Annotated in this window: 11 protein-coding genes and 1 tRNA gene; 7 read left to right on the top strand and 5 right to left on the bottom strand. The window is 71.1% G+C overall.

Going from position 1 to position 12,817, the window contains the following annotated elements; genetic code table 11:
- Nucleotides 1–107: 107 nt before the first annotated feature.
- From topA to ACULK4_RS05580, 6 genes are all read left to right on the top strand, one after another.
- On the top strand, nt 108–2,885 hold the full coding sequence (gene topA, locus ACULK4_RS05555) for a type I DNA topoisomerase (protein ID WP_445965650.1): 2,778 nt from the start codon (nt 108–110) through the stop codon (nt 2,883–2,885).
- Nucleotides 2,882–3,502, top strand: coding sequence for a dTMP kinase (gene tmk / locus ACULK4_RS05560; RefSeq protein ID WP_445965649.1), 621 nt, complete (start codon nt 2,882–2,884; stop codon nt 3,500–3,502). Before topA ends, tmk begins: the two co-directional genes overlap by 4 nt.
- A gap of 38 nt (nt 3,503–3,540) precedes the next feature.
- Nucleotides 3,541–4,716 (top strand): DNA polymerase III subunit delta', encoded by a 1,176-nt coding sequence (locus ACULK4_RS05565; protein ID WP_445965648.1) that lies wholly within the window; start codon nt 3,541–3,543, stop codon nt 4,714–4,716.
- Nucleotides 4,713–6,239 (top strand): alpha/beta hydrolase, encoded by a 1,527-nt coding sequence (locus ACULK4_RS05570; RefSeq protein ID WP_445965647.1) that lies wholly within the window; start codon nt 4,713–4,715, stop codon nt 6,237–6,239. The genes ACULK4_RS05565 and ACULK4_RS05570 overlap by 4 nt, the downstream gene beginning before the upstream one ends.
- A gap of 90 nt (nt 6,240–6,329) precedes the next feature.
- Nucleotides 6,330–6,405, top strand: a tRNA-Thr gene (locus ACULK4_RS05575).
- Entirely contained in the window at nt 6,367–6,771 is a 405-nt protein-coding gene (locus ACULK4_RS05580; protein ID WP_445965932.1) for an FCD domain-containing protein, read from the top strand. The genes ACULK4_RS05575 and ACULK4_RS05580 overlap by 39 nt, the downstream gene beginning before the upstream one ends.
- A gap of 55 nt (nt 6,772–6,826) precedes the next feature.
- Here the strand turns inward: ACULK4_RS05580 and ACULK4_RS05585 are convergent, their stop codons facing one another.
- Complete coding sequence (locus ACULK4_RS05585) at nt 6,827–7,513, bottom strand: response regulator (RefSeq protein ID WP_445965646.1); 687 nt, start codon at nt 7,511–7,513, stop codon at nt 6,827–6,829.
- A complete protein-coding gene (locus ACULK4_RS05590; RefSeq protein WP_445965645.1) occupies nt 7,510–8,667 on the bottom strand; it encodes a sensor histidine kinase in 1,158 nt (385 codons plus the stop codon). The genes ACULK4_RS05585 and ACULK4_RS05590 overlap by 4 nt, the downstream gene beginning before the upstream one ends.
- 167 nt (nt 8,668–8,834) lie before the next feature.
- Between ACULK4_RS05590 and ACULK4_RS05595 the strand changes: the two genes are divergently transcribed.
- A complete protein-coding gene (locus ACULK4_RS05595; protein WP_445965644.1) occupies nt 8,835–9,566 on the top strand; it encodes a hypothetical protein in 732 nt (243 codons plus the stop codon).
- Nucleotides 9,567–9,667: 101 nt separating this feature from the next.
- Here ACULK4_RS05595 and ACULK4_RS05600 read toward each other — a convergent pair whose 3' ends face one another.
- From ACULK4_RS05600 to ACULK4_RS05610, 3 genes are all read right to left on the bottom strand, one after another.
- Nucleotides 9,668–10,339 carry an ArsR/SmtB family transcription factor gene (locus tag ACULK4_RS05600; RefSeq protein ID WP_445965643.1) on the bottom strand — a complete coding sequence of 224 codons (672 nt, stop codon included), beginning with the start codon at nt 10,337–10,339 and terminating at the stop codon, nt 9,668–9,670.
- A complete protein-coding gene (locus tag ACULK4_RS05605) occupies nt 10,332–11,639 on the bottom strand; it encodes an MFS transporter (protein ID WP_445965642.1) in 1,308 nt (435 codons plus the stop codon). The genes ACULK4_RS05600 and ACULK4_RS05605 overlap by 8 nt, the downstream gene beginning before the upstream one ends.
- Before the next feature lie 285 nt (nt 11,640–11,924).
- Nucleotides 11,925–12,743 carry an SGNH/GDSL hydrolase family protein gene (locus ACULK4_RS05610; protein ID WP_445965641.1) on the bottom strand — a complete coding sequence of 273 codons (819 nt, stop codon included), beginning with the start codon at nt 12,741–12,743 and terminating at the stop codon, nt 11,925–11,927.
- Nucleotides 12,744–12,817 lie beyond the last annotated feature (74 nt).

Here is a 12,817-nt window from a genome sequence, read left to right on the forward strand (position 1 = left end):
TGTATGGTGTGGCTGTCGGCGGGATCCCGCCGGCTCAGTGCACACCGCTCGGGGGCGCGGCGATATTGTGCGTTTCTCGTTCTCGATTTACAAGCAAGAGGAGTCCGGTGGCAGGCGCGAAGAAGCTCGTGATCGTGGAGTCGCCGACGAAGATGAAGTCCATCGCCCAGTACCTGGGCGAGGGCTACGAGGTCCTGTCCTCCGTCGGTCACATCCGCGACCTCATCGAGCCCAAGAACCTCCCGCCCGAACTGAAGAAGGGCTCCCTCGGCAGGTTCTCCGTCGACGTCGAGAACGGCTTCGAGCCGTACTACGTCGTCTCCGACTCGAAGAAGAAGACGGTCGCCGAGCTCAAGCGCGCGCTGAAGGATGCCGACGAGCTCCTGCTCGCCACCGATGAGGACCGCGAGGGCGAGGCCATCGCGTGGCACCTCCTGCAGGAGCTGAAGCCCAAGGTGCCGGTGCGCCGCATGGTGTTCCACGAGATCACGAAGGACGCGATCCAGAAGGCCAAGGACAACACGCGCGACCTCGACACGTCGCTCGTCGACGCACAGGAGACGCGCCGCATCCTCGACCGCCTCTACGGCTACGAGGTCTCGCCGGTGCTCTGGCGCAAGGTCGGACCGGGGCTTTCGGCCGGTCGGGTCCAGTCCGCGGCGACGCGCCTCGTCGTCGACCGGGAGCGCGAGCGTCTCGCGTTCGTCACCGCCGGCTACTGGGACCTCGTCGGCCGGTTCACGAGCGACGACGCCGGGTTCGACGCCAAGCTCGTGCGCGTCGGCGGCGAACGCGTCGCCACGGGCCGCGACTTCGACGACTCCGGCCGCCTCAAGGGCTCTGCGGTCGTGCTCGACGAGCCGACGGCGCACGCGCTCGCCGAGGCGCTCCGCGACGACACCGTCGGCCGTCGCGTCTCCAAGGTGGAGTCCAAGCCCTACTCCCGCCGACCTGCCGCGCCGTTCACGACGTCGACCCTGCAGCAGGAGGCCGCGCGCAAGCTGCGGCTCTCGGCCCGCGACACGATGCGCGTCGCCCAGTCGCTGTACGAGAACGGGTACATCACCTATATGCGCACCGACTCGGTGTCGCTGTCGCAGCAGGCGGTCACGGCCGCGCGCACCCAGGCGACGAAGCTGTACGGCGCCGACAGCGTGCCCGACAAGCCCCGCGTCTACGCCGGCAAGTCGAAGAACGCCCAGGAGGCCCACGAGGCGATCCGCCCCTCGGGCGAGGTGTTCCGCACGCCCTCCGAGCTGCAGAGCGTGCTGCGCGGGAGCGAGTTCAAGCTCTACGACCTGATCTGGAAGCGCACCGTCGCGTCGCAGATGGCCGACGCGAAGGGCCAGACCGCGACGGTGACGATCGAGGTCGGGCCGACGAAGGCGGATGCCGCGGCGCCCGCCGAGCCGAGCACGCCGGTCGGAGGCACGACGGCCGAGTTCACCGCGAGCGGCACGGTCATCACCTTCCGCGGCTTCCTCGCTGCCTATGAGGAGAGCCGCGACGAGGAGCGCAACGCCGAAGAGACCCCGGGCGAGGCCAAGCTCCCGCCGCTCAAGGAAGGGCAAGCGGTCGGCCTCGCCGAGCTCGAGGCCAAGGGCCACGAGACGAGCCCGCCCCCGCGCTACACCGAGGCCAGCCTCGTCAAGCGCCTCGAAGAGCTCGGCATCGGCCGCCCGTCGACGTTCGCCTCGATCATCTCGACGATCCTCGATCGCGGCTACGTGACGCAGCGCGGTCAGGCACTGGTCCCGAGCTGGGTCGCGTTCTCGGTCGTCCGCCTGCTCGAGGAGCACTTCGGCGACCTCGTCGAGTACGACTTCACCGCCGAGATGGAGGACGACCTCGATCACATCGCCGCGGGCGAGGCCGACCGCGTCGACTGGCTCTCGAGCTTCTACTTCGGATCCGACAAGCACCGCGGGCTCCGGCAGGTCGTCGACAACCTCGGCGAGATCGACGCCCGCGAGATCAACTCGGTCGAGATCGCGCCCGGCATCACGCTGCGCATCGGCAAGTACGGCCCGTACCTCGAGGCGGTCGACGCGGATGCCGCGGCCGACGCACCGCCCCGCCGGGTCAACCTTCCCGAAGACCTCGCGCCCGACGAGCTCACCGCAGCGAAGGCGCAGGAGCTCATCGACGCGCCGGTCCAGGGGGACCGGGTGCTCGGCGAGAACCCCGAGAACGGCAAGCAGGTCGTCGTGAAGGACGGCCGGTTCGGCCCGTACGTGACCGAGGTCGAGCCGGAGCCCGAAGAGGCGGCGGCATCCGTCGACCCGGTCACCGGCGAGGTCGTCGATGCCAAGCCGAAGCGCGGCGCGAAGAAGGCCGCCGCGCCGAAGCCGCGCACGGCGTCACTGTTCAAGAGCATGCAGATCGAGGAGGTCGACCTCGCCACCGCGCTGAAGCTGCTCGACCTGCCCCGCGTCGTCGGCACCGACCCCGAGTCGGGCGATGAGATCACCGCGCAGAACGGCCGCTACGGCCCGTACCTGAAGAAGGGCGCCGAGACGCGCACCCTGCCGAGCGAGGATGCGATCTTCGAGATCGACCTCGCCGGTGCGCTGGAGCTGCTCGCCCAGCCGAAGTACGGCGCCCGCCGCGCCTCGAGCGCCCTCAAGGAGTTCGCCGAGGATCCGGTGAGCGGCAAGCCGATCAAGGTGAAGGACGGCCGATTCGGCCCTTACGTCACCGACGGCACGACGAACGCGACCATCCCGCGCGCCGAGTCCGTCGAGGAGATCACGTTCGAGCGGGCCGTCGAGCTGCTGCAGATCAAGCGCGACAAGGGCCCGGCTCCGTCGCGGGCCAAGCGGACCACCGCGAAGGCCGGCGCCAAGCGCACCACCGCATCGCGCGCCAAGAAGACGTCGTCGTGAGCGAAGGGCTCTTCGTCACCCTCGAAGGGGGCGACGGATCCGGCAAGTCGACGCAGGCGGAACTGCTCGAGCAGTGGCTCGTCGAGCGCGGCCGCACGGTCGTGCGCACGCGCGAACCCGGCGGCACCGACGTCGGGGTGGAGATCCGCGAGATCGTGCTGCATCACCGCGGCGACATCGCCCCGCGGGCCGAGGCGCTGCTGTACGCGGCCGACCGTGCTCACCATGTCGCGACGGTCGTGCGCCCGGCGCTCGCGCGTGGCGACGTCGTCGTGCAGGACCGCTACCTCGACTCGTCGGTCGCCTACCAGGGCGCGGGACGCGTGCTCGACCCCGCCGAGGTCCGCCGCCTGTCGGAGTGGGCGACCGAGCGGCTGCTGCCCGACCTCACCATCCTGCTCGACCTGCCGTCCGAGATCTCGCGAGCGCGCCTGCACGGCGCGCGCACGCGGTACGACCGGCTCGAGGCCGAGGCCGTCGACTTCCACGACCGGGTCAGGGCCTCGTACCTCCAGCTCGCCGAGGCCGAACCGGCCCGGATCGTGGTGGTCGACGCCGAGCGCTCCGTCGGCGAGATCGCCGCGGTCATCCGCGCCCGGGTGGAGCCGTTCCTGTGAGCGGGAGCGGCGTCGGCGGGCGAAGGTAGCGTGGGAACGTGACCGTGTGGAGTGACCTGACCGGGCAGGACGCCGCGATCGAGCTGCTGCGCGCGGCGGCCCTGGCCTCCCGCGACTCGCGCGACTCGGCCGACATGACGCACTCGTGGCTCATCACCGGGCCTCCCGGCTCCGGCCGGTCGAACCTCGCGTACGCGTTCGCCGAGGCGCTGCTGTCGGGCGAACCCGACGGCGACCGCACCACGCACGCGCAGGTCGAGGCACGAAGCCACCCCGACCTGCACGTGCTCACGACCGAGGGCGTGATCATCAAGGTCGCCGACGTGCGCAAGATCGTCGAGCGCTCCCACTACGCGCCGTCCGTCGGCCACCACCGTGTGATCGTGGTGGAGGACGCCGACCGCATGACCGAGCAGACCTCGAACGTACTGCTGAAAGAACTCGAGGAGCCGCCGGAGCGCACCGTGTGGATCCTGTGCGCGCCGAGCGAGGCCGACCTCATCCCGACCATCCGGTCGCGCGTGCGCTCGGTGCGCCTCCAGGTGCCGAGCGTTGCGGATGTCGCCGGCCTCCTGGTCCGGCGCGACGGCGTGGATCCCGCGCTGGCCGCGCGGGCGGCTCGCGAGGCGCAGAGCCACATCGGCATGGCGCACCGACTCGCCACGAGCCCCGACGCGCGCGACCGTCGCGCCGAGACGCTGCGCCTGGCGCTGCAGGTGCGCTCAACGCCCGGGGCGGTCATGACCGCGGCGAGACTGCTCGAGATCGCCGGCGACGACGCGAAGGCCATCGCCGAGCTCCGCGACGCCGAGGAACGCGAGCACACGCTGCGCTCGCTCGGGGTCGCCCCCGGCCAGGCCGTCCCGGCTGCGCTGAGGGCGCAGCTGCGCGCACTCGAGGAGGACCAGAAGCGGCGTGCCACGCGCAGCCTGCGCGACGGCATCGACCGGATCCTCGTCGACCTCGCCTCGCTCTTCCGCGACATCCTCGTCACCCAGCTCGACGCCGGCGTCGAGCTCGTGAACCTCGAGATCGCCGACGACATCGCCCGCGCCGCGGCATCCGCCCCGCCCGCGCGCACCCTCGCCACGCTCGACGCCATCCAGGAGGCACGCATCCGCATCGACGCCAACGTCCAACCCGCCCTCGCCCTCGAGGCCATGCTCGTCTCGGCGATCCGCCGCCCCGAGCCCGCCAGGGCGGCGCGCTCATGAGGCGCTCGCGCCGGCTCCTCGCCGCGATCGCGGCGGCGGGCGCGCTCGTGCTCACCGGCTGCACGATCCCCGGCTTCCTGCAGTCGGAGCCGGAACGGTCGGAGCCGACGGGGGAGTCGGTCGACGCCGAGCTCGAGCCGTTCTACTCGCAGGTGCTCGAGTGGCAATCCTGCGACGACTTCCAGTGCACGACCGTGACGGCGCCGCTCGATTGGGATGATCCCTCGGCGGGCGAGACCGAGCTCGCACTGATCCGCCAGACGGCGCGCGGCGGCGACCGGATCGGATCGCTGCTCGTGAATCCCGGCGGCCCCGGCGGGTCGGGCTACGACTTCATCGCCGAGTCGATCGACTTCGCGGTCGGCCCGGAGCTGCAGCAGCGATACCACGTCGTCGGCTTCGACCCCAGGGGGGTGGGGCGGTCGACCCCGGTGCAGTGCTTCGACGCCGCGCGGATGGACGAGTACCTCTTCGGCATCCCCGAGGCCGAGCGCGGCACCGACGCGTGGATCGCGGAGGTCGGCGCGGCAGCGCAGGAGTTCGGAGCGGCGTGCGCCGAGGGGACCGGCGAACTGCTCGGCAACGTCGACACGGTGAGCGCGGCGCGCGACCTCGACCTGCTCCGTGCGGTGCTCGGCGACGACGAGCTGCATTTCCTCGGGTACTCCTACGGCACGTTCCTCGGCGCGACCTACGCCGGGCTCTACCCGGATCGCGTCGGCCGACTCGTGCTCGACGGCGCCATCGACCCGTCGGCGAGCAACGACGAGGTCACGCAGGCGCAGGCGATCGGATTCGAGAAGGCCCTGCGGGCCTATCTCGCCGACTGCCTGACCGGATCCGACTGCCCCTTCTCCGGCACGGTCGACGACGCCGCCGACGAAGTCGCGCGCCTCCTCGCGTCCGTCGAGCAGAGCCCCATCCGCGGCAGCGACGGCCGGTACCTCGGCGCCGACTCGCTCGTCACAGCGATCATCTTCCCGCTCTACAGCGCCGAGTCGTGGTCGTACCTCAGCGAGATGTTCGAGTCCGTCATGTTCGGCGAGGCCGACACCGCCCTCGCGTTCGCCGACCTGTACTACGGGCGTGAATCGGGCGGCACGTACCGCGACAATTCCACCGAGGCGTTCCGTGCGGTGAACTGCCTCGACTACACGTACGATGCCGACGTCTCGTCGATGCGCGAGTCGGCCGCCGAGCTCGCCGAAGCCGCGCCGATCATCGGGCCGTACTTCGGGTACGGCGACATCGGCTGCGCTGCCTGGCCCTACCAGAGCGAGTCCGAGCGCGCGGCGATCAGCGCCGAGGGCGCTGCGCCGATCCTCGTGATCGGCACCACCGGCGACCCCGCAACCCCCTACCAGTGGGCAGTGGCGCTCGCCGAGCAGCTCGACAGCGGCGTGCTCGTCAGCTACGAGGGTGAGGGGCACACCGCCTACCGCAAGTCGAACGCCTGCATCGACGCGACGGTGGAGTCGTTCCTGCTCGACGGCACGGTGCCCGAGGCCGATCCGCAGTGCTGATCGCGCGGGCTCACCCGTGTTCATGAGCACTCGGATGATCCGCTAACATGGTCTCTCGTGCCGTCCGGTGCCCAGCGCAACGGATGCCACGCCGCCTTAGCTCAGTCGGCAGAGCGATTCACTCGTAATGAATAGGTCGTGGGTTCGATTCCCACAGGCGGCTCCACCCCCGAAGCCCCAGGTCAGAGGCCGCTCGCCTCGCCTGGGGCTTCGTCGTCTCTCGCAGACATCGCGTCAGTCGGTGTCGGTCTCGACCGGCGCCCCGGCGAGGCGCCATTCGAGTACGCCGTCTTCCGCCCGCCTGGCCTGGGAGCCCGTTCGCGCTGAGCAGCCGGAGTACTTCGTGCCGTATCCCATCGAGTTCCTCAGGCACTCGAACGACCAGCACCGCGCCCTCGTCGACGCGCTCGAACGCCGTCACCCGGTCGCGGCCGTGGACATCACCCGGCAGCACGTGGCTCGCTGCACGACGACATGTCCGTGTCACTGTCCCGGCGGCACGACGCCGGGTGGCGCGGCGTTCAGCAGGTGAAGGCGCGAACGCGCGGGAGGGGAACCATTACTCGGTCCGTGTGGGTCGGCCGACCTCATGGGACCTGATCGCCGGGCCGGACCAGGCCCGACTCGTACGCGAGCACGGCGACTTGGACGCGGTCGTGCGCGCCGAGCTTGCCGAGGAGTCGGGAGACGTAGGTCTTGACCGTCGACTCGCTGAGGAACAGGTGCTCGCCGATCTCGGCGTTGGACCTGCCGCGGGCGACGAGCTTCACGATGTCGACCTCGCGCTCGGTGAGCTCGGGGAGGCTCGCGCGGGCGGAGGAACCCGGGGCGCCCGGCGACGCGGCGAACCGATCGAGCAGGCGCGCAGTGAGCGCGGGCGCGAGCATCGACTCTCCGCGCGCCACGACGCCGACGGCGTGCACGAGGTCGGCCGGAGGCACGTCCTTCAGCATGAATCCGGACGCGCCGGCTCGCACGGCCGCATAGACGTACTCGTCGTGGTCGAACGTGGTCAGCGCGAGCACCCGCGGCGGCTCGTCGCTCGCGACGATCCGCCGCGTGGCTTCGATGCCGTCCATGACCGGCATCCGGATGTCCATGAGGACGACATCCGGTTGTGTCTCAGCCGCACGGGCGACGGCAGCCGCACCGTCCTGCGCCTCGCCGACCACCTCGAGCCCGGCGCGCTCCAGGATGAGGCGGAACCCCGCTCGCACGAGCTCCTGATCGTCGACGAGCAGGACACGGGTCGCCGGTCGCGCGCTCTCGGTCACGACGACGCTCCTGCCGGCAGCACGGCGTGGACCCGCCACCCGACCGGCGCGGGGCCCGACTCGACCGTCCCGCCGTACAGGGCGACGCGCTCGCGCATTCCCAGAAGGCCCTGGCCGACCCGGACCGGCGCCGCGACGTCAGGGGCACCGTCATCCGTCACCGTGACCTGCACGTCATCGTCGCGGCGCGCGATGGCAACCCGTACGGCTGTGGCCCGGGCGTGCCGGCGGACGTTCGTGAGCGCCTCCTGCACCACCCGGTACACGGCGAGCTGCATGCCCGCGGAGAGGTCGCCGACACCCTCGTCGACCGTGTACGTCGCGTCGAGTCCGTCGGACCGGGCTTGCGCGATGAGCTCGGGGATGCGCGCGATCCCCGGCTGGGGCGCGAGGCCGACACGCTCGTCCTCCCGGAGCAGGGACACCACCCGGCGAACCTCGGCGAGCGAATCGATGCCCGTCCTCCGGATCGCCTCGAGGGCGCGGCGCGCTTCCTCGGGATCATCGTCGAGGACCTGTGCCGCCGCTCCCGCCTGGATGACCATGACGCTCATCGAGTGACCGAGGATGTCGTGGAGTTCGCGAGCGATCCGCGCGCGCTCCTCGGCGACGGCACGGAGGGCGGCCTGCTGGGCCACGGCCTCCGCGGCAGCCGCACGCAACGCCGCGTCGACCGCGCGGTGTTCCGACGTCCGCAGCCCGATGCCGACCAGGAAGACGGTGAGCAGTGCGCCCCAGTGGAACAGCACCTCGCTCGGTCCCTGCAACTCGGGAACGAAGAAGTCGGCGAGGAGGACGCTCGCGAACACGGATCCGCAGACGACGACCGAGGTGCGCAGGTCGCCGTGTCGCGCTCCCGAGTAGAGCGCGAGCGCGAGCGGCAGGAATCCGCCGAAGAAGAGCACCTGCGCATCGCCGCCCGTCGCGACGAAGGCGGACACCCACACGAGCGGGATGCCGACGAGGAGAATGGGCCACGTGCGGCGGAGGGCGAGCAGCGCCGCGCACAGGAGGATCAGGGTCGAACTGACGACGGGCGAACCGGTGCCCTGCACGGACTCGAACGGCACCCACACCTCCGCGAGCCCGATGGCCGCCACGAGGGCGGCGAGGATCGAGTCCTGGACGAGGTGCCACCGATCGCGATGCTCCACGACCGCAGGCTAGCGGTCCGTCCGCGTCGCGGGAATCCACTTCGGTCGATCAGCGAGTCGACTTCGGGTGATCGACCCGGCACTCCCGGCCGATGACTGCGACGGTTCGCGGTTCCTAGCCTCAGTCCATCGCCGCGGATCGGCCGCGGCCTCACCGAGGAGTCGCCATGTCCACGTCCAGCGTCGCCCTGCCCGCCATCCGCCGCGTGACCGTCGCCGCATCGCTCGTCGCCGGCATCACCCTGGCGGCCATCAGCCTCCTGCTGCAGCCCGAGTTCCCCGACGATCCTGCCGAGTACCTCGACCGGCTCGCCGAGTCGAGCCTGGCGCCCATCGGACTGCAGCTGTTCGTCCTCTCGCAGGTCTTCTGGGCCGTCGGTCTGGTCGGCCTCGGCCACGCGGCGAGTCGGAGGTCCCCCGTGTTCGGCACGCTCGGCGCCGTGTTCAGCGCACTGGGCGCGTTCGGCCACGCCGTGTACGGCGGAGCGACCCTCGTCACGTTCTCGATGGCCCGATACGCCGGTGAAGGGGGCGACCCGGATGCGGCGCTGGCCGCGTTCGACTCGACGCAGGGCGGGGCGTTCATCCCGTACCTCGTCTTCGGCCTGTTCGGAACCATCCTCGGCCTGGTCCTCATCGCCGTCGCACTGCTCCGCTCCCGGATCACGCCTCGATGGGTGCCGATCGCACTGCTCGCGTGGGTCGTCATCGAGTTCCTGATCCCCAACGTCCTGCCGGGGGTATGGACGACGTACCTCTCGCTCGTGGTCGGCCTGATCGCGTTCGCGGGAGCCGCCCTCGCGATCCTGCGCGGCGGGTCCGGCCCATGGACGACGGCCGCCGAATCGGCACCCGAGCAGGGGATCGCGAACCGCGCGCCGGTGACCGAAACCGCCTGAATCGCAACGTTGGCGATCCGGCCGGGCTGTGGTCCGGCCGGATCGCCCGATCGCGGTCCGAGCGAGGACGGCGGGCGGCGCGGCGCCGCGTCATCCCATGTTCATGCGGCGCCGGCGCCCGCCGTGACCGGGATTCCGGCCGAGCGCCATTCGAGCACGCCGTCGCGCGCCCGACGGGCGTCGAGGCCGTTCGCGTCGAGCAGCCGGACGGCGTCGTGGGCCAGCACGCAGTATCGCCCGCGGCAGTAGGCGACGATCGGGCGATCGCGCGGCAGTTCCGAGAGGCGACCGGGCAGCTCCTCCAGGGCGATGTGGATCGCGCCCGGGAGGTGGCCTCCGGCGTACTCCGGTCCGGGACGGACGTCGAGGAGGACCACGTCACGGTTCTGCAGCATGCGGAGCAGCTCGTCGGTCTCGACCGAAACGGTGTCCTCGGGGCCCAGGTACGCCCGACGGGCGAGCTCGGTGTGCGGGCGATGCGCCTGGGCGACATTCCGCAGGTGCTCCCAGAGCCGAGCGACGTCGTCACCGGTGAGCGAGTAGAAGATCCGCTTGCCCTCGCGGCGGGACTCGACCAGTCCGGCCTCCCGCAGGGTGTGCAGGTGCGCCGAGCAGGTGCTCATTCCGAGCGAGGCGGCGTCGGCGAGCTCCTCGACACTGCGCGGGCCCTGGCTGAGGAGGTCGAGGAGCTCCAACCGAGCGGGATTGCCGAGCACCTTGCCGACCGCGGCGAACTCGGCGAACAGCGCCTGCTTGCTGGAACGGTCACCCACGGTGTTCTCCCTCCGGGACGGTCGGACGGTGCACGGTCTCGTACATCCGGAACGCCACGACGAGTGCCGAGGCGACGCTGATCGCCGCGGCCACCCAGACCGCGGCGCGCAGGCTCCACAGGTCGGCGACGACACCGCCCAGGAGAGCGCCCACCGCGTACCCGAGGTCGCGCCAGACGCGGTACACGCCGACGGCTCGCCCGCGCCAGCTCGGATGCGCCACATCGCCGATCGCGGCGAGGAGCGTCGGGTAGACCATCGCCGTGCCTGCGCCGAGGAGCATCGTGCCGGCGGCCCAGGGCCCGAAGCCGTCCGCGGTGGCGATCACGATCAGGGCTGCGGCCTGGGTGAACATGCCGGCGGTGATGAATCGCTTGCGGCCCCACCGGTCCGACAGGGCGCCGGTGAACAGTTGACCGACGCCCCACACCGCGGGGTAGAGGGCGAACAGCAACCCGACCTGCTCCACCGGCAGCCCGGAGCCGGCGAACAGCAGTGGGAAGAGGCCCCAGGAGAGGCCGAAGTTGAGGTTGTTGACCAGGCCGGCCTGGCTCGCCGAGGAGAGCGCCGGCTCACGGAAGCTGGTCTGCACGAACACCTCGCGGTTGCTGAGCTCGGCGTGCAGGTGGTCGTGTCTGCCGTCGCCGCGCGGGACATGAGCGGCTGCCTCGACGTCGGCATGGCCCTTGGTCTCCCTCACCGCCAGTGTGGACAGCCCGAGCGCCAGCGCCGTGTACGTCAGGCCGAGCAGGAACGGTGCCGGCCGCAGGCCGAACTCGGCGGCGAGGTATCCGGCGGCCATGGAGGTGAGGGCGACCGCACCGTACCCGGCCGCCTCGTTCAGGCCCATCGCCAGGCCGCGCTGCCTCGGCCCGACCAGGTCGATCTTCATGATCACGGTGGTCGACCAGGTCAGCCCCTGATTGATGCCCAGCAGGACGTTGGCCGCCACGACCCAGCCCCAGTCGGGCGCCCAGATGAGCATCAGCGGCACGGGCACCGCGAACAGCCACCCCGCGATGAGGACCGGCTTGCGCCCGTACCGGTCCGACCAGGTCCCGGCGAAGTAGTTCGCCACCGCCTTGCTGATGCCGAAGGCGACCACGTAGGTGAACATGAACGTGTAGCCGGTGAGCCCGAACTCGTCCTCGGCGAGCAGTGGCAGCACGGTCTGCTGCTGGCCCACCATTCCGCCGACGAGCGCGTTGATCGCAACCAGGATCGTGAACTGCGCCGCGTTCGCCCGCAGCCCCAGGGTGATCGCTCGCCGACCGCGCTCGGTTGCCCCGGTCCTGCTCATGCGTCCTCCTCCTGCACACGATCCGTCCGCCCGACGACGGAACCGGTGCAACAGAAGGATACGTCATTCCATGGAATCGTGGAATGAAAGCGAAATACCCATCTCACTCGTCCGGCGGAACGGCCCCAGGCGATCAGGCAGGCCGGATGTCAGGGCACGGCACCCGCAGCGCGGCCGCGTAGGCGGCGTAGCCGGTCGCGTTCGGGGCGGAAGCCGTCGATGCAGCGGAACAGGTTCCAGTGAGCAGTGCGAACTGCCGGGAGGCCGATGTGCTCCCGGCGGCGATCATCGGACGGCCCGGATCGCGTCGGCGTAGGCCGTGTACCCGGCGGGGTTCGGGTGGAACGCGTCGAAGTCCGGCGGGCTGGCGATCCACGGGTCGGCGCTGCCGATGCCGTGGCCCTGGAACGTCCCGACGACGTCGACGTACACGAAACCCGGGGCGGATCCGACGACACCCGCGATGACCGAGTTGAGGACATCGACCCCTGCGTTGACCTCTGCGGCGCCCGGCACGATGGGCTCGAGGAGGTGCGGGTACCCGGTGACGGCGACGGTGGCCCTCGGCGCCGCGGTGCGGACCGCGGCGAGCGTCACAGCGAGATCCCCGGGAAGCACGTTCTGGGCGATGAAGCCCGCGGCGGCGATGGCCTCAGTGCATGCCGCACTGGGGCCACCCAGGCACGCCTCGGTCACCGCGTCGAGGCCGAGGTCGTTCGCTCCGACGGTGAGGGTCACGAACCGCGTACGGTGGTCGAGGCCGCCGAGCTGGGCGAGCACGTCGTCGGTGTCGGCTCCGGTGCAGCCGCGCAGCGCGACGTGCACGTTGCCCGGGTCGCTCGCGAGCTGGGCGGCGTAGCCGTTGGGGCTCTGCGCGCACGGGTCGAACGGGTCGTAGTCGCCACCGCCGAAGCCCGCGGCGTACGAGTCGCCGAGCGCGGCGTACGCGACCTTGTCGACGGCGGGCGGCAGTCCGGGAGGGTTCGCCGGTGTCGCGAGTGCGGTCGCGGGTGCGGAGGTGCCGAAGAGGAGGGCGAGAACGGCGACCGAGGTCGCGGCGAGGGAGCCCGTGGTGCGGCTCTTCCGGATCGAATGTGCCGACATGACCGAACCGTAGCGTAGCGGTGGGGAAGCCGCAGTTCCCCGAACGGGTGTCGCCGACCGGCGCATCCGGCTCG

The organism is Agromyces selenitireducens (assembly GCF_052748465.2).